The 16,786-nt window shown below is 62.9% G+C and carries 16 protein-coding genes; 14 read left to right on the forward strand and 2 right to left on the reverse strand.

The genetic code is table 11. The annotated features are described in order from the left end of the window. Positions 1–207 precede the first annotated feature (207 nt). Both ACGYLA_RS10865 and ACGYLA_RS10870 read left to right on the forward strand, forming a co-directional pair. The gene (locus tag ACGYLA_RS10865; RefSeq protein WP_394432362.1) at positions 208–2,733 is read left to right on the forward strand and encodes a PAS domain-containing protein; all 2,526 of its coding nucleotides are present in this window, start codon (positions 208–210) and stop codon (positions 2,731–2,733) included. 1 nt (position 2,734) lies between these two features. Further along, a complete protein-coding gene (locus ACGYLA_RS10870; RefSeq protein WP_394411626.1) occupies positions 2,735–3,373 on the forward strand; it encodes a response regulator transcription factor in 639 nt (212 codons plus the stop codon). A 105-nt stretch (positions 3,374–3,478) separates the two neighbouring features. Here ACGYLA_RS10870 and ACGYLA_RS10875 read toward each other — a convergent pair whose 3' ends face one another. Beyond that, the gene (locus ACGYLA_RS10875) at positions 3,479–4,600 is read right to left on the reverse strand and encodes a Do family serine endopeptidase (protein WP_394432365.1); all 1,122 of its coding nucleotides are present in this window, start codon (positions 4,598–4,600) and stop codon (positions 3,479–3,481) included. 162 nt (positions 4,601–4,762) lie between these two features. Between ACGYLA_RS10875 and ACGYLA_RS10880 the strand changes: the two genes are divergently transcribed. The 6 genes from ACGYLA_RS10880 (at position 4,763) to ACGYLA_RS10905 (ending at position 10,516) form a co-directional block, all read left to right on the forward strand. Then, positions 4,763–5,434, forward strand: a complete 672-nt coding sequence (locus tag ACGYLA_RS10880; RefSeq protein ID WP_394432367.1) for a response regulator — start codon at positions 4,763–4,765, stop codon at positions 5,432–5,434. After that, complete coding sequence (locus ACGYLA_RS10885) at positions 5,431–6,780, forward strand: sensor histidine kinase (protein WP_394432369.1); 1,350 nt, start codon at positions 5,431–5,433, stop codon at positions 6,778–6,780. The genes ACGYLA_RS10880 and ACGYLA_RS10885 overlap by 4 nt, the downstream gene beginning before the upstream one ends. A 90-nt stretch (positions 6,781–6,870) precedes the next feature. Continuing rightward, entirely contained in the window at positions 6,871–8,349 is a 1,479-nt protein-coding gene (locus ACGYLA_RS10890; RefSeq protein WP_394432371.1) for a cytochrome ubiquinol oxidase subunit I, read from the forward strand. A gap of 1 nt (position 8,350) precedes the next feature. Next, positions 8,351–9,358 carry a cytochrome d ubiquinol oxidase subunit II gene (gene cydB, locus ACGYLA_RS10895; RefSeq protein WP_209218325.1) on the forward strand — a complete coding sequence of 336 codons (1,008 nt, stop codon included), beginning with the start codon at positions 8,351–8,353 and terminating at the stop codon, positions 9,356–9,358. Next, positions 9,358–9,468, forward strand: coding sequence for a DUF2474 family protein (locus ACGYLA_RS10900; RefSeq protein ID WP_136720396.1), 111 nt, complete (start codon positions 9,358–9,360; stop codon positions 9,466–9,468). The genes cydB and ACGYLA_RS10900 overlap by 1 nt, the downstream gene beginning before the upstream one ends. A gap of 82 nt (positions 9,469–9,550) precedes the next feature. Continuing rightward, positions 9,551–10,516: an NADPH:quinone oxidoreductase family protein gene (locus tag ACGYLA_RS10905; protein WP_394432373.1), complete on the forward strand. Its 966-nt coding sequence runs from the start codon at positions 9,551–9,553 to the stop codon at positions 10,514–10,516. Here the strand turns inward: ACGYLA_RS10905 and ACGYLA_RS10910 are convergent. Then, the gene (locus tag ACGYLA_RS10910; RefSeq protein WP_394432375.1) at positions 10,513–11,493 is read right to left on the reverse strand and encodes a DMT family transporter; all 981 of its coding nucleotides are present in this window, start codon (positions 11,491–11,493) and stop codon (positions 10,513–10,515) included. The genes ACGYLA_RS10905 and ACGYLA_RS10910 overlap by 4 nt on opposite strands. A 103-nt stretch (positions 11,494–11,596) precedes the next feature. On the opposite strand from ACGYLA_RS10910, the gene ACGYLA_RS10915 reads away from it, so the two are divergent. From ACGYLA_RS10915 to ACGYLA_RS10940, 6 genes are all read left to right on the forward strand, one after another. Beyond that, a complete protein-coding gene (locus ACGYLA_RS10915) occupies positions 11,597–12,118 on the forward strand; it encodes a CoxG family protein (RefSeq protein ID WP_394432377.1) in 522 nt (173 codons plus the stop codon). Positions 12,119–12,181: 63 nt separating this feature from the next. Next, a complete protein-coding gene (locus ACGYLA_RS10920) occupies positions 12,182–13,111 on the forward strand; it encodes an ABC transporter ATP-binding protein (protein ID WP_271693019.1) in 930 nt (309 codons plus the stop codon). Beyond that, entirely contained in the window at positions 13,108–13,869 is a 762-nt protein-coding gene (locus ACGYLA_RS10925) for an ABC transporter permease (protein ID WP_067265544.1), read from the forward strand. The genes ACGYLA_RS10920 and ACGYLA_RS10925 overlap by 4 nt, the downstream gene beginning before the upstream one ends. Positions 13,870–13,928: 59 nt before the next feature. Then, positions 13,929–14,726, forward strand: a complete 798-nt coding sequence (locus ACGYLA_RS10930; protein ID WP_394432504.1) for a S49 family peptidase — start codon at positions 13,929–13,931, stop codon at positions 14,724–14,726. A gap of 173 nt (positions 14,727–14,899) precedes the next feature. Next, positions 14,900–15,853, forward strand: a complete 954-nt coding sequence (locus ACGYLA_RS10935; RefSeq protein ID WP_394432380.1) for a calcium/sodium antiporter — start codon at positions 14,900–14,902, stop codon at positions 15,851–15,853. Positions 15,854–15,865: 12 nt separating this feature from the next. Then, positions 15,866–16,645 (forward strand): SDR family oxidoreductase, encoded by a 780-nt coding sequence (locus tag ACGYLA_RS10940; RefSeq protein ID WP_394432382.1) that lies wholly within the window; start codon positions 15,866–15,868, stop codon positions 16,643–16,645. Positions 16,646–16,786 lie beyond the last annotated feature (141 nt).

The raw sequence follows: 16,786 nt of genomic DNA on the forward strand, positions 1-16,786 counted from the left end.
GCCAATTGGGCAAAGCCCCAGCCGGGTCAGGGTTATCCCCTATAGTCGGGAACAAGCTGCTGAAATTGGGGCAGATATTTTCACGAATTTATGGCGCGCCGTCGTATACCCCTTTTACGAGGCGGTCTAATCGGCCCTTGTCAGGGTTTCCCCCAATAGACAGGGGAGCCGAAAAAGCCGACCTTTTGAGGGAAAGTAGAGGTGCGCATGAGCTTGGTCGCGGCGTTTACATTGATTGCGCTGTGCGGGATCGTCTTGTCCGGCGTGATGATCGCCAAGCAGATCGGCGATGCGATCAACCGTTTCGCCGTGGGGGGCGCGGTTGCGGTCTTGGCGCTTTATGTCGCCGTGGTCTTGGCATCGGCCCCGCGCGGCGGCGCCTATGGCGCCCCGATCGAACTGGTCTTTGCGGTGGCGGCGCTTGCGGTGCTGGTGGCGCAGGTCTGGCGCGTGATGCGCAACCGGCGCAAGCTGCAAAACACCGCCAACACCGATGAGACACGGCGCAGATTGCCCGACTTCCTTAACCATTTGCCAGTGCAGGCGGCCTTTCTCACGCCAGATATGACCTATGCTTTCGTCAATGACGCCTATAGCGCGTCCTTCGGCAGGCCAGCGGATGAGATCGTGGGCAAACACCTGTCGCAGATCGTCCCACCGGTCCTGCTGGACGAGATTTCGGACAACCTTGAAAAGGCCTTGGCCGGGCGGCAGGTCACATGGCATTTCGATTTCTCGCGCCCCGTGCTGGACCGCACCCAAGGGGCGGCGGTCTATCAGCCGCTGTCCGACCGGGGGCAGGTGGTGGGGGTGTTGGTGATGATCATGGACCGCTCCGCCGTGCAGGACGCGGTGCATGAGGCAGAGGTCAGCGCGGCGAAACATGCGCTTGCGGCAGAGGTGGCGGGGATCGGCTATCTGGAGTGGGATCAGCAGGGCGCGCTGGTCGATGCCTCGCCCGAGGTGGAAGCGCTTTTGGGCCGCGACGCGCAAGACCTGCGCGAGATGTGGCAGCAGGGGCAGAGTTTCGTGGAGCCGCGCAGCCGCGCCACGATCCGCAACAACCTGCATATGGTGCATATGGCAGGCAGCCGTCCGCGCGATGTGGTGGAGAACGTCAAGTTTCTTGCCGCCAGCGGACGCCAGATTGAAGCGCGCGCCTGCATTCGCCGTTTGGACCGGGGCCGTCATGTGCATCTGCTGGCCGCGATCCAAGATGTGACGGATCAGCAGAACGTGCTGACAGAACTGGTGGAAAGCGAAACCCGCTTTCGCGACTTCACCGAAAGCGCGACCGATTGGGTCTGGGAGATGGACGCCGAAGGGCGTTTCACCTTTCTGTCTGGCGGGGGCCGTCAGACCGATGCGGAGACCCCGATCTTCGATCTGGGCAAGACCCTTGCCGAAGCCGATGTGGCGAAAGACCAAGGGGATTACGACCTGCTGAAACAACGCTTCGCCGCGCGAGAAACCTTTCGCGATCTGCGGTTGGTCTTGCCCTTGGGCAAGGAGCGGACACGGCAGATCGACATGTCAGGCAAACCTTTCTTCGATGCCCAAGCGGAACTGGCAGGCTATCGCGGCACCTGTTTCGACATGACCGAAATCGCCACCGCCGAGACCGAGCGCAAAAGCGCGCTGGAGGCTCTGGCGCTGGCTTTCGAGAATATCTCGACCATGGTGGCGCTTTTCGACAGCAGCGACCGGCTGGTCTATTGCAACGAAGAATATCGCGCGACCTATGCCGGGATGGAGGGCGATATCATCGGCAAACACTTTGATGAATTGCTCGCCCATTTTATCCAGACCGGCAAAATGGCGACGACCACCGAAGGCAAGTTCCGCTGGAGCGCGCAGCGGCGCGACCGGCGCAACACCCCGGCCAAATTCTTTCGCGCGCGGACATCGACGGGCCGTTGGTTAGAGGTGACGGATTACCCCGTGGCCGCGGGCGGGCTTTTGACCATCGCCGCCGACATCACCGAAAAGGTCGAGCGCGAAGAGCGGCTGCACCGGCATGAAACGGCGCTGCAACTGCTCAACCGGCGCGAAACGCTGGGCCAGATGACCGCCGCCATCGCCCATGAATTGAACCAGCCTTTAGCCGCTATTCACAATTTTGCCGCAGGCTGCGTGCTGCGTGCCAAGAACGACCAGCTTGAGAGAGAGGATATGATCGCCGTGCTCAACAATATGCAAAGCCAATCTGAACGGGCCAGCGCCATCCTGCGCTCCATGTCGAACTATCTGCATAGCGACGATGCCGACCGCAATGCGGTCCGCTTTGACGAGATCCTCCGCTCGGTGCAACTGCTGATCCAGCCCGAAAGCTCGGCCACCGGGGTCACCGTGGCCATCAACGATCAATGTGGGGAAGTCGCCCTGCATTGCGCGCGGATCGAGATTGAGCAGCTGTTGATCAACCTGATCAAGAACGGCATCGACGCCTGTCGCGAGGCGGAGCGTGAGGATGCCGAAGTGTCGGTCACCGCGCGCTGCGAAGCCGGTGAGATCGTGATCGACGTGGCCGACGCGGGGCGCGGCTTTGCCCCGGACATGCCCGCGCAGACCGCTTTCAGCGCCTTCCGCTCGACCAAGGACAAGGGGCTTGGCGTGGGGCTGGCGATTTGCGAAACGATCGTTCTGTCCCATGGCGGAACGATCGCCGTGACGAAATCCGATGCCGAAGGCGCCTGCCTGACCGTGCGTCTGCCCTTGGAGGTGCAAAAGTAGAATGTCGGAAGAAGGGATCGTTTACGTCGTCGATGATGACGCCGCGGTGCGGGAGTCTCTGGTGTGGTTGCTGGGCTCCGTTGGGCTGCGCGCCATTCCCTTTGCATCGGCGGCGGCGTTCCTCGATAGCTATGAGGACAGCGGTTGCTGCTGCCTTGTGAGCGATGTGCGGATGCCGGGGATGAGCGGTCTGGAGTTGCAAAAGGCGCTGAACGCGCGGGGGATCAAACTGCCGCTGATCCTGATGACGGCCTTCGGCGATGTCTCTACCGCTGTGACGGCGATGAAGGCGGGGGCAGTGGATTTCATCGAAAAACCCTTCAACAACCAAAACATGCTCGACCTGATTAACGCCGCCCTTCAGTCCGATGCGGCCCGGCGCAAGAGCAAGGCGGCAGAGGTCGAAAATGCGCAGCTTCTGGCCCGGCTCACCCCGCAGGAGCATCGGGTGTTCGAGCGTGTGGCGGCAGGGCTGTCGAACCGTGAGATCGGCAGCGAGATGGACATCTCTATCAAGACGGTCGAGGTGCACCGCGCGCGGGTGATGCGCAAGCTTGAGGCGAATTCCGTGGCGGAACTGGTGCGGTTCCATATGCACAATGCACCATCAGGCGAAGGTGATGGCGGCGAGGGGACATAAAAAGCCCCGGCAGTGCAGGACCACCGGGGCAGGCTGCCCAGCCCCCGGCGAGGGCGAAGGGCTGGGGGCTTCCCGGCGGCATGAGGAGCGCCGGGAAGGCGTGGATCACGCCGGCTTGGGTTTCAGCGCGCCCACGGTCACGTCGAGGGTCTGTTCAGACCCTTTGCGCAGCACGACGACCTCTGCCGCGCTCTCGGGCGTGGTGGTGGCCACCGCACGGGTCAGGTCGCGCAGATCGTCCACCTCTGTGTCGCCGAAGGACAGGATGATGTCGCCCTTCTTGAGGCCCGCTTTGGCGGCGGGGCTGTCTTCGGTAATCGCTTCGATCACCGCGCCGCGCGGCTCGTCATAGCCCAACACATTGGCGACCTCGGGGGTCATGGGCCGGATCTGCACGCCCAACCAGCCACGCTCGACCGACCCGTCATCGGCCAGATCGGCGACGATGGTCTGCACCAGATCCGAGGGCACCGAGAAGCCGATGCCGACCGACCCGCCACCCGGGCTCAGGATCGCGGTGTTCACGCCCACGACCTCGCCGTCGTTGTTGAACAGCGGCCCGCCGGAGTTGCCGCGGTTGATCGCCGCGTCGGTTTGGATAAAGTCATCGAAGGGGCCTGCCTGGATGTCGCGCGACAGGGCCGAGACGATGCCCGAAGTGACGGTGCCGCCAAGGCCGAAGGGGTTGCCCACGGCCACGACCTCATCCCCCACGCGCAGGGTTTTCGAGGTGCCAAAGTCCACTTTGGGCAGGTCCACATCCGCAGAGACTTTCAGCAGCGCGATGTCGGTCATCGCGTCACTGCCCACCGCCTCGGCGTCGAACTTGCGGCCATCGGCGAGTTTCACGGTCACTGTCTCGGCATCTGCGACGACGTGGTGGTTGGTCACGATCTGGCCGTCCTCGGAGATGATGAAGCCCGAACCCAGACCCTGACGCGGGGCGGGGGCGGCGCCATCCTGACCGGGCAGCATGTGCTCGAACCGGCGGCGCAGTTCCTCGGGCATGCCAGGGGGCAGCTGTTGCTGGGCCACGGCCTGCTGCTGCTTGCCGGTCACTTCGATGAAGACGACGGCCGGGGAGACGGCCTCGACCAGGTCGGCATAGCCGCCCGGCGGGACCGCAAGCGCGGCCGAGGGGGCCAGCGCCAGCATCGGCGTGGCGGCCATCGCGGCGCTCAGCGCAAGGGCGGCGGCGCGGGGGGCTTTGGAAAGGGTCTTGGTCATTGCATGCTCCTTGCTGTGCATTCGGTCGTTCCGGGAGCCTATCTGGACCTGCGGTTTTACAGTGCCTTTCCGCGCCCTATACAAATTTGTGAGATTGCCGACTGCGGGCTGCAAGGGCGGCGAATTTGGCATAATTCATCGGCAATCCTACATGAGGACACGATGAAACTGCTTGTTGTCGAAGATGATACCACCACCAGCACCTATATCGCGCGTGGCCTGCGCGAGGAGGGGCATGCGGTGGATGTGGTGGCCGATGGCCGCGACGGGTTGGTGCAGGCCACCACCGGGCAATATGACGTGCTGATCCTTGACCGGATGCTGCCCGAGTTGGATGGGCTGGCGCTGCTGAAAACCCTGCGCGGGGCGGGCAATACCACGCCGGTGCTGCTGCTGACGGCGATGGGCGCGGTGGAGGACCGGATCGACGGGCTCAATGCCGGGGCGGATGACTATCTGGTCAAACCCTTCGCCTTCGGAGAGCTTTCGGCGCGGGTCAACGCACTGGCCCGCCGCCCGCAGGCGTTGGAGCAGGAGACGGTCCTGCGCGCGGGCGACCTGACCATGGACCTCATCAGCCGCCGGGTGACACGGGCGGGCCAAGAGATCGACCTGCTGCCGCGGGAGTTTGCCCTCTTGGAGCATCTCTTGCGCCGCAAGGGCCGGGTGCAGACCCGCACCATGCTGCTGGAAGCGGTCTGGGACATCTCTTTCGACCCGATGACCAATGTGGTCGAGACCCACATCAGCCGCCTGCGGGCCAAGGTCGACCGGCCCTTTGACAGCGAACTCATTCAGACCGTGCGCGGCGCGGGCTATAGGATCGACGCATGAGGGCGCGGCTCGCGGGGCTCTGGCGGTCGATGCCGCTGCGTCTGGCGCTTTTGCTGGTGCTTTTGTTCACCATCGTCAGCCTGCTCAGCCTCGCGGCCAGCTATGCAGTCACCCAGCGGTCCTTCGAGCAAGCGATCCGCGCCGATCTGGCACAGGACATGGCGGGCTTTCGTGCCGCCCCCGGCGCCGCCGCGCTCGCGCGGCTGGTCGAGGCGGAATCGCGTGAGACCGACCCGAACCGGCTGATCCTCAGCTACATCGGCCCCAATGGGCGTATCTACGGCAACGGGGCCATCGCGCGGGATAACGAGGGCTATCACATCGTCTCGATCGGCGCGGCACGGGCGGAGTATCGGGGTGTTTACCTGACCCTGACCGACACGCTCTATGGCGGGCTTTTGACCATCGCGCGCAGCCGGGCCGAGATCACGGCCCTGCGTGAAGTTTTCGTCAATATTCTGCTGGTAAGCCTGCTGCCCACGGTGCTGATCGCGCTGTCGGGCGGGCTGATCCTTGCCCGTCGCTCCAAACGCCATGTGGAGGTGATCCGTGCCACGCTAGACCGGCTGACGACGGGGGATCTGGCAGCAAGGGTCGCGCCGGGGCCGCGCTGGTCGGACGACCTGCTGCGCATCGGTGAGGCGGTGAACCAGATGGCTCGGGCGCAGGAAACCTCCGTTGCGGCGCTGCGGCAGGTCTCTCTCGATATCGCGCATGACCTGAAGACCCCGATTCAGCGTGTCTCGGTTCATCTTGACGATCTGGACCGGGCCGAGGCTGCGGGCGCGGACCGCGCCGAACCGCTTGCCCGTGCCCGGGCCGAGTTGGAGGGCATCGCCGCGATCTTTCAATCGCTTTTGCAATTGGCGCAGGTGGAGCAGGGCGAGGCCCGCGCGCATTTCGCCTCCGTCGACCTCACCGCGCTTTGCCGCACCATGGTCGAGCTTTACGAACCCGCAGCAGGGGAGCAGGGCAAACACCTGCTTTGCGATCTGCCCGAAACGCCGGTTCATGTCACCGGTGATCGTGCGCTTTTGGGGCAATTGCTGGCCAATCTGATTGAAAACGCCTTGCGCCATTCCGGGGATGCCGAGGCGGTGAAGGTCGCGCTGAAACAGGCGGCGGGGCAGGTCACGCTCACGGTGGCGGACGGCGGTCCCGGCATTCCGGCTGAGGACCGCGACAAAGTGTTGCAGCGGCTTTACCGGCTGGATCGCAGCCGGGGCACGCCGGGTCATGGGCTGGGTCTGGCGCTGGTCGATGGGGTGGCGAAACTCCATGGGGCAAGGCTGGAGCTTGCCGACAACGCGCCGGGGCTGCGCGTCGTGGTGACGTTCGACAGCTAGAGCGCGGGCCAAGCACTGCGGCAATTTAGCCTGTGCCGCTCCCGCCGCCCGGTCCTATATAGGTCAGGAAACAATACGCGGGGGCTTCATATGCTCGACGGTTACACCGCCGAAATCCTAGCGCGGGTGCAATTTGCATTCACGGTTTCGTTCCACATCATCTTCCCGGCTTTCTCGATCGGGTTGGCGAGCTTTCTGGCCGTGCTCAACGCGCTCTGGCTGTGGAAACGCGAAGAGACCTATTTGAAGCTCTTCAACTACTGGAAGAAAATCTTCGCTGTGGCCTTTGGCATGGGGGTCGTCTCGGGCATCGTCATGTCCTACCAGATCGGCACCAACTGGTCGGTCTTCTCTGACAAGGCGGGGCCGGTGGTCGGGCCGTTGATGGCCTATGAGGTGCTCTCGGCCTTTTTCCTTGAGGCGGGCTTTTTGGGCATCATGCTTTTTGGCCGCAAACGGGTGGGCGACGGGCTGCATATGTTCGCCACAGCGCTGGTCGCGCTTGGCACGCTGGCCTCGGCCACATGGATCCTGTCGGTGAACTCTTGGATGCAGACGCCTGCGGGCTTTGCCATCAATGACGTGGGCCAATTCGTGCCCGAGGATTGGTGGGCGATCGTCTTCAACCCCTCCTTCCCCTACCGTTTGGTGCATATGGTGCTGGCGGCCTATCTCACCACGGCGCTGGTCGTCGGCGGCGTCGGGGGGCTGCATCTGCTGCGCGACCGTGCGGATGCGGCGGCGCGGCGGATGTTCTCCATGGCGATGTGGATGCTCTTGCTGGTCACACCGCTCCAAATCCTTGCAGGCGATATGCACGGGCTGAACACGCTGGAGCATCAGCCCGCCAAGGTCATGGCGATGGAGGGGCATTACGACAGCCACCCAGAGGGCGCGCCGCTGATCCTCTTTGGTATCCCGAACCCCGAGGAAAAGCGCATCGACTACGCGGTAGAAATTCCCAAACTGTCGTCGCTGATCCTCAAGCACGATCTGAACGCGCCGCTCGACGGGCTGGATACGATCCCAGACGCGGATGAGCCGCCGGTGGCCATCGTCTTTTGGTCTTTCCGCATCATGATCGCGCTTGGCTTTGCGATGCTGGGGCTGGGGCTTTGGGCGGCCTTCGCGCGGCTGCGCGGGTGGCTTTACGATGCGCCGATGCTGCACCGGCTGGCGCTGCTGATGGGCCCCACCGGCTTTGTCGCGGTGCTGGCGGGCTGGATCACGACCGAGGTCGGGCGGCAGCCCTTCACCGTCTACGGGCTGTTGCGGACCTCGGAAAGCCTCGCCCCGATTGAGGCGCCGGCGGTCGCGACCTCCCTGATCGCTTTCATTGTGGTGTATTTCTTCGTCTTCGGCGCGGGCACTTGGTATATTCTGGCGATGATGCGCAAGCCGGTTGTCGGTCATGTGCTGGAGGATGAACGCGACGACGTTCAGGGGGACGACGCGCAAGACGGGGCGGCGCAGAACGACCCAGCGCGCGGCGAGGGGCCGATCCTTGCTGTCGGCGAAGAGGCGGCGGTCAGAGACAAGACCGCGCATAACAAGGGCGAGGAGAGCTGAGATGTTTGGACTTGAACTTTCGTTCATCTGGGCCGGGATCATCGCCGCAGCGGTGTTGATCTACGTCATCCTCGATGGCTTCGATCTGGGTGTTGGGCTGCTCTTTCCGATGACCAAGGATGAGGGCGAGCGCAATGTGATGATGAACTCGGTTGCGCCGATCTGGGACGGCAATGAGACGTGGCTAGTCTTGGGCGGCGGCGGGCTCTTCGCCGTTTTTCCGCTGGCCTATGCGGTGGTGATGCCCGCGCTTTACATGCCGATCATCCTGATGCTGCTGGGCCTCATCTTCCGCGGCGTTGCCTTCGAGTACCGCTGGCGCACGAAACGCTGGAAACCGCTGTGGGACATGGCGTTCTTCGGCGGCTCGCTGGTGGCTTCCTTCTGTCAGGGCATCGCCTTGGGCGCGCTGGTGCAGGGGATCGAGATCGAAGGCCGCGCCTATGCGGGCGGCTGGTGGGATTGGCTCACGCCCTTCTCGATCCTGACCGGTGTGGCGGTGACCACGGGCTATGCGCTCTTGGGCGCCACATGGCTCAACATGAAGCTTGAAGGCCGCATCCAAGCGCATATGCGCCGCCTTGCATGGCCGTTGGCGGTGGCGACACTGGTCTTCATGGGGCTGGTCAGCCTTTGGACGCCCTTCACCGATGCGGTCTATTTCGAACGCTGGTTCGCGTGGCCCACCGCGCTCTTCAGCGGCATCGTGCCTCTGCTGGTGGCGCTTGCGGCCTTCGGCATGCTGCGCGGGTTGCAACGCCGCGGCGACAAGCAGCCGTTCTTCTGCGCGCTGGCGCTTTTCGTGCTGGGCTTTATCGGCATCGGGATCAGTTTCTACCCCCATATGGTCCCGCCGAGCCTGACCATTGCAGAGGCTGCCGCCCCGGATGAGAGCCTGATGTTCGCGCTGGTCGGCACCTTGGTGCTGCTGCCGCTGATCCTGAGCTACACCGCCTATGCCTATTGGGTGTTCCGCGGCAAGATCGACCCCGAGGAGGGCTATCACTGATGCGCCATTGGCTGAAACGCGCGGGCTGGTTCGTGGCGCTTTGGCTGGCCAGCGTCGCTTTGCTGGCGGTGGTGGCCTATGGCATCCGGCTGGTCATCATGCCCGGCTGACGCAGCGGCGCGGGCCACGGGCCTTGCCAAGCGCGCTGGCTTCTGGCCTCTTCAGGCCAAAGCAGCACGAAAGGACAGCCCGATGCGCGCAATGCAAGTCACCGCCTATGACGAACCGCTTACCCTGCAAGAGCTTGAGATGCCGATGCCGGGGCAGGGCGAGGTGCTGGTTCAGGTCGAGACCTGCGGGCTGAACTTTGGCGATCTGTTGATCATCAAGGGCACCTATCAAGAAAAACCGCCGCTGCCCTTCACGCTGGGGATGGAAATGGCGGGCACGATCACCGCTCTGGGCGCGGGGGTGGATCACCTGAAGGTCGGCCAGCGCGTGGCGGCCTATACCGGCTTTGACGGTCTGGCCGAATATGCCGCCATTCCGGCGGCGGTCTGCGTGCCGACCCCCGAAGAGATGACAGCGGTCGACGCGGCGGCCTTTCTCATTGCCTATGGCACCAGCCATGTGGCGTTGGACTATAAGGCGCGGTTGCAGCCGGGCGAGCGGCTGCTGGTCTTGGGCGCATCGGGCGGCATCGGGCTGACGGCGGTGGAACTGGGCAAGCTGATGGGGGCCGAGGTGATCGCCGTGGCGCGCGGCGAAGATAAGCTCGCCGTTTGTAAAGAGGCGGGCGCCGATCACCTGATTAATTCTGAGACCGACGACATCCGCGCCATCGTCAAGGAATTGGGCGGGGCGGATGTGGTCTATGACCCGGTGGGCGGTGATCAGTTCAAAGCCGCCATGCGCGCCTGCAACCCCGAAGCGCGGCTGATCCCCTTGGGCTTTGCCAGTGGCGAGGTGCCGCAGATCCCGGCCAATATCCTGCTGGTGAAAAACCTCACCGTTTTGGGCTTTTACTGGGGCGGCTATGCCAAGATCAAACCTTCGGTCCTGACCGACAGTTTCGCCGAGCTGATCAAATGGTATGTCGCGGGCAAGCTGAAACCCCATGTCAGCAATGTGATGCCGCTGGAACAGGCGAATGAGGCGCTGGCCCTGCTGCGCGACCGCAAGGCGACGGGCAAAGTGGTGGTCGAGGTGGCGGCTTAAGCCCGCCGCCCGCCCTGCAAACGAGTCACGCGCAGCGCCTTCTGGCGCTCGCGCAGGTAGACGAACAGACCCGAGGCGAGGATCAGCGCGATCCCGACCCAGACCTCCCAGACCGGGAGGTCGCCGAAGATCACGAAACCCCAGAACACCGCCAGCGGCAGGCCGATATATTCGAACGGGGCCACGGTGGCAGCATCCCCCAGCCGGTAGGCTTGGCTAAGGCAATAGCCGATCAGCGCGATGTTCAACCCAATGCCGAGGAAGGTGAGGTAATCCTCCTGCGCGGGCCAAATCCACGCGCGCAGCAGGAACTGGAGCGAGGCACTGCTGCCTTCATCCACGAACCGCCCATCACCCGCGATCAGGAAGAACCCCAGCGACACGGCGACAAAGGCGGCTTGGATATAGACCATCAGCGCCGAGGCTTTGGAGTTCACCCCAAGCTTGCGGGTCATCAATTGGTTCAACGCATAGGTCAGCGCCGCCAGCACCGGCAGCAGCAACACCCAGCGGGAGACTTCGAGCGTCGCGGTGCTGGCCCACGGGCGCATCATGATTACCACGCCGATGAACCCCACGATCACCGCGCCAAGGCGCAGCGGGCCGACCTTTTCACCCAGAAGCGGGATCGACAGCACCGTAATGAAGAGGGGGGCTGCAAAGAACAGCGCCGTCGCCTCGGCCAACGGCAGAACCGACAGCGCCAGAAAGAAGGACATGTTCGAAATCACGATGAGCAGCCCGCGCAGCAGATGCAGTCCCGGCTGCCGCGTTTTGAGCAGGTGAAACCCGCCTTCGAGTTTGACCAGCACCAGCCCCAGCAGAATCCCGATGGCCGAGCGGGTAAAGACGATCTGATGCAGCGGATAGCCGCCCGACAGACGTTTGATCAGCATGTCATTGACCGAAATCGCGGCGACGCCGAGAAGGATCAGCCCGATCGCCAGTCCGGCGCGGTTATGGGAATTACTTGTCATGGCAAAGACCTATCAGCCCGGCGCGTAAGGTCCAGCGCTTTGACATTGGTTTGCGCAGATTTACCCGCTAGACTGTTGCGATACGCCTAAGGGAGAGCCAGCCATGCAGATGTCCGACACCCGCCAGATCGCCGCCACCCCCGCCGAGGTTTACGCGGCATTACTGGACCCGGAGATGCTGCAAACCTGCGTGCCCGGCGCGCAAGAGGTCTCAGGCTCGGTCGAAGAGGGCTATGACGCGACGGTGGTGCAAAAGGTCGGCCCGGTGAAGGCGACGTTCAAGGGGCACGTGAAGCTCTCCGATCTGATGCCGAACGAAGCGCTGACCATCACCGGCGAGGGCAAGGGCGGTGCCGCCGGTTTCGCCAAGGGCGGGGCGGAAGTGCGGCTGGCCGAAAAGGACGGCGGGACCGAGCTGAGTTATGATGTCGAGGCCAAGGTCGGCGGCAAGCTGGCGCAGCTTGGCAGCCGGATCATCGACGGTTTCGCCAAGAAAATGGCGGATCAGTTCTTCGACAACCTGCAATCCTCGCTCGAAGGTCCGGCAGAGGAGGGCGTAGAGGCGTCGGCCACCGAAGAAGACGCGCCCGCCAAAAAGGGCTGGTTCGGCCGCGCCAAGACCTGAAGGCATCTGTTCAGCCGGTGCAAAGCCGGTTAGGTTGCGCGCCTTACCAAAGCGGAGACGACCATGCCGACAATCGTGGATATTCAGAACCTGCGTAAATCCTACGCGGGCGGTTTCGAGGCGCTCAAAGGGGTCAATCTACAGATCGAGAAGGGCGAGATTCTCGCGCTTCTGGGCTCGAACGGGGCGGGGAAGACGACGCTCATTTCGACCATCTGCGGCATCACCACCGCGACCAGCGGCAAGGTGACCGTCGGCGGCCATGACATTCGGGATGATTTCCGCGCGGCACGTTCGATGATCGGGCTGGTCCCGCAGGAGATTAATCTCGAACCCTTTGAGAAGGTCATCAACACCGTGCGCTTCTCGCGCGGGCTGTTTGGCCGTCCGGCGGATGAGGCGGTGTTGGAGAAAATCCTGCGGCAACTCTCGCTCTGGGATAAGAAAGACAGCCAGATCCGCGAGCTTTCGGGCGGGATGAAACGCCGCGTGCTGATCGCCAAGGCGCTGGCGCATGACCCGAAGGTGCTGTTTCTGGATGAGCCGACCGCAGGCGTCGACGTAGAACTGCGCAAGGATATGTGGGAAATCGTGGCGGGGCTGAAAGCCTCGGGCGTGACAATCATCTTGACCACCCATTACATCGAAGAGGCCGAGGCCATCGCCGACCGGATCGGCGTCATCGCCAAGGGCGAATTGCTGCTGGTCGAAGAGAAACACGCGCTGATGGCACGGATGGGCAAGAAGCAACTCGAAGTCCAACTGACCGAGCCGATCACCGAAGTGCCGCCGGCGCTGCAATCCCCGGACGTGGAGTTGTCCGCCGATGGGCAATCGCTGATCTACACTTATGACACCAATGCCGAGCGGACCGGCATCACCAAGCTGCTCTCCAAGGTCGCGGAAAGCGGTCTGGTGCTGCAAGACGTGGCGACACGGCAAAGCAGCTTGGAAGATATCTTTGTCGACCTGCTCAAGGAGGATGCGGCATGAACTGGACCGCGATCAAAGCCATCTACGCTTTTGAAATGGCGCGTTTCTTTCGCACCATCACGCAGAGCATCATCTCCCCGGTACTCTCGACCTCGCTTTACTTCGTGGTTTTCGGCGCCGCCATCGGCAGCCGCATCGATGAGGTCGAGGGCGTGAGCTACGGCGCCTTCATCGTGCCGGGGCTGATCATGCTCAGCGTCATCACGCAGTCGATCTCCAACGCCTCTTTCGGGATTTATTTCCCGAAGTTCATCGGCACGGTTTACGAGTTGCTTTCGGCGCCGATCAACTTCTTCGAGATCGTCATCGGCTATGTCGGCGCGGCGGCGACCAAGGCGCTCTTTATCGGTACAATCATCCTGATCACGGCCTTCTTCTTTGTCGACATCACGATCCAGCACCCCATCGCCATGGTGGCCTTCCTGATCCTGACCTGCATCAGCTTCGCGCTGATGGGCTTTATCATCGGCATCTGGGCGGGCAATTTCGAGCAGTTGCAACTGGTGCCGCTGTTGATTGTCACGCCGTTGGTCTTCCTTGGCGGGTCTTTCTACTCGATCTCGATGCTGCCGCCGGTCTGGCAGGTGATCTCGCATTTTAACCCGGTGGTCTATCTGATCTCGGGCTTCCGCTGGGCGTTTTTCGGCGCGGCGGATGTGCCGATCATCACCAGCCTTGCCGCCATCGCGCTGTTTACGGCGCTTTGCCTCGGCGTGATCTGGTGGATTTTCCGCACCGGCTGGCGTCTGCGGGCCTGAGCCTACGAAACTTGGGCGTCCGCCTTGTTTGCGCGGGGTGGGCGTTCTACATGAAGAGCATGAGAATTCGGCTGCCCTTCCTGAAATCCCCGCCCAGCGTTTCCGTAATCCGGCTTTCCGGCATGATCGGCGCGCAGGGCCGCGCGGTGTTGAACGATGCCACCATGGGTCCGGTCATCGAAAAGGCTTTTGCCAAGGGCAAGCCTGCCGCTGTCGCCTTGGAGATCAACTCCCCCGGTGGCAGCCCGGTGCAATCGTCGTTGATCGGCGCGCGCATCCGGCGGCTGTCCGAGGAAAATAACATTCCCGTCATCGCCTTCGTCGAGGATGTGGCCGCCTCGGGCGGCTATTGGTTGGCGGCAGCGGCAGATGAGATCTACGCGGACCCAAGCTCGGTCGTCGGCTCCATCGGGGTGATCTCGGCCTCCTTCGGGGTGCATGAGTTCATCCGCGATCATGGGGTCGAGCGGCGCGTCTATACGGCAGGGCAGAGCAAATCCATGCTCGACCCGTTCCGCCCCGAAAATCCCGAGGATGTCGCCCGGCTGAAGGTGCTTCTCGAAGACATCCATGAGAACTTCATCGACCATGTGAAGACCCGCCGCGCGGGCAAGCTGCCCGAGGGGCAAGACCTGTTTACCGGGGAAATCTGGCTGGCGAAACGCGCTGCCGAACTGGGGTTGATCGACGGGATCGGCCATCTGAAGCCACTTCTGAAAGAGCGCTTTGGCGACAAGGTCAGGCTGCGCCGCTATGGCGTGAAACGCGGGCTGTTGTCGCGCTTTGGCGTGCAGATGATGCAGGACGCGGTGCAGGGCATAGAGGAACGCGCGGCCTTCGCGCGGTTTGGTCTCTAGCCCATGGTTTTCAAGATCGTCCTGCTGTTTCTGGTGGCCATGGGCCTCATGGCTTGGTTTGGAAAAATGCATTGGCTGGGGGGCAAACGCCTGACCCGGTCCAAATGCCGTGACTGCGGGCGTTACCGCATTGGCAAAGACGATTGTGCCTGTAAGGGAGGGCGTTGATGCTGATGCCGTGGCTACTTTCGGGGCTTGGCCTCGTGATCCTGCTGTTTGCGGGGGATGCGCTGGTGAAAGGGGCGGTGAACCTGTCGCTGCGCCTTGGCGTGCCCGCGTTGATCGTCAGCCTGACCATCGTGGCCTTTGGCACTTCGGCGCCGGAGTTGTTGATCTCGGTCAAGGCGATCTTGGACGGGGTGCCGGGGCTGGCGCTTGGCAATGTGGTGGGGTCAAATACGGCCAATATCCTGATGGTGCTGGGCATTCCGGCACTATTGGCGACGATGCACACCTCGGAATGCAGCACCCGCAAGACCTATAACCAGATGATCGCGGCCTCGCTCTTGTTCATCGCACTGGCCTTCCGCGGCGTCTTTGACTGGATCGCCGGGCTGATCCTGCTCGCCGGTCTGGCCTATATGCTTTTCGACGCTTTCCGCGATGCCAAGGACCACCGCCACGCCTGCCGCAGCAGCGCGGCAGAGGATGAGGAAGAGCCCGAAGGCGCAGACCCCGATATGGCGGGTTGGCAGATCGCGATGTTCCTGATCCTCGGGCTGATCGGCCTGCCCTTGGGGGCGAGCCTTTTGGTGGATAACGCCACGATCATCGCCCAGACCTATGGGGTCAGTGATACGGTGATCGGCCTCACGTTGGTGGCCGTGGGTACGTCGCTGCCTGAGCTTGCGACCACGGTGATGGCGGCGCTGCGCCGTCAGGCGGATGTGGCGCTTGGCAATGTGATCGGCTCCAACATGTTCAACCTGTTGGCGATCATCGGCATCGCGAGCCTTGTCGGTCCGATCTCGGTCGACGAAGCCTTCTTGCGGATCGACCTTTGGGTGATGTTGGGCGCGTCGCTCTTGCTGGTCCCCTTTGTCTATCTGGGGCGGGATATCACCCGGCTTTGGGGCGTGGTGCTGAGCGCGCTTTACGGGCTTTATTTGTTTATCATCCTGATCTGAGGAGGGCAGCAGATGCGGCGGGCATTGGTGACCGGAGCCGGGCAACGTCTGGGCCGCGCCATGGCGCTCTACCTCGGGCAGCGCGGCTTTGATGTGGCGGTGCATTATGCCACCTCGCGCGCCGGGGCCGAGGCGACCGCCGACGAGATTGCGGCCATGGGCCGCCGCGCCGTGGCCCTGCAAGTTGACCTTCTCGACGACACCGCAGCCGCGGCGCTTTTGCCCCGCGCGGCCAAAGCGCTCGGCGGGCCGATCACCTGTCTTGTGAACAACGCTTCGATTTTCGAGCAAGACGATATCACCAGCGCCACGCGCGAAAGCTGGGACCGCCATATGGGCAGCAACCTGCGCGCGCCCTTCGTGTTGACGCAGGCGATGGCGGGGCAGGGGCTGACCCCCGATACCGACGCGGGGGGAGAACCGCGTGCCAGCGGTTTGATCGTCAATATGCTGGACCAGCGGGTGCGTAACCTCACGCCAGAGTTCACCACCTATACGATCGCCAAGATGGGCCTATGGGCGATGACACGCACCACCGCACAGGCGCTGGCCCCCGCGATCCGCGTGAACGGCATCGGGCCCGGCCCGACCCTGCAAGGCCCGCATCAAGACCCCGATGACTTTGCCGTGCAGCGCCGCGGCACGGTTCTGGGCCGCGGCGCGAATCCCGAGGATATTACGGCGGCACTGGGGTATTTCATCGATTCGCCGGGGGTCACGGGGCAGCTTATCTGCACCGATGGCGGAGAGCATTTGCAATGGGAAACAAGCCCTAAAAGCCCCCGAAACTGACGCGCATGCGGGAAGTTTTGCACGTCCTTAACCTATGTAACCAAAGTGTTACCGAAACCCTTTTGTTTTCAGAGGCTTGTTTCATGGTAAACAAAAGAATGAACGAAATCAGGATATTATGGGCGCGCCTAAAAATTAGGC

Origin of the sequence: Sulfitobacter sp. 1A13679, assembly GCF_043557115.1 — a bacterium.
In the GTDB taxonomy this organism is placed as follows: domain Bacteria; phylum Pseudomonadota; class Alphaproteobacteria; order Rhodobacterales; family Rhodobacteraceae; genus Sulfitobacter; species Sulfitobacter faviae.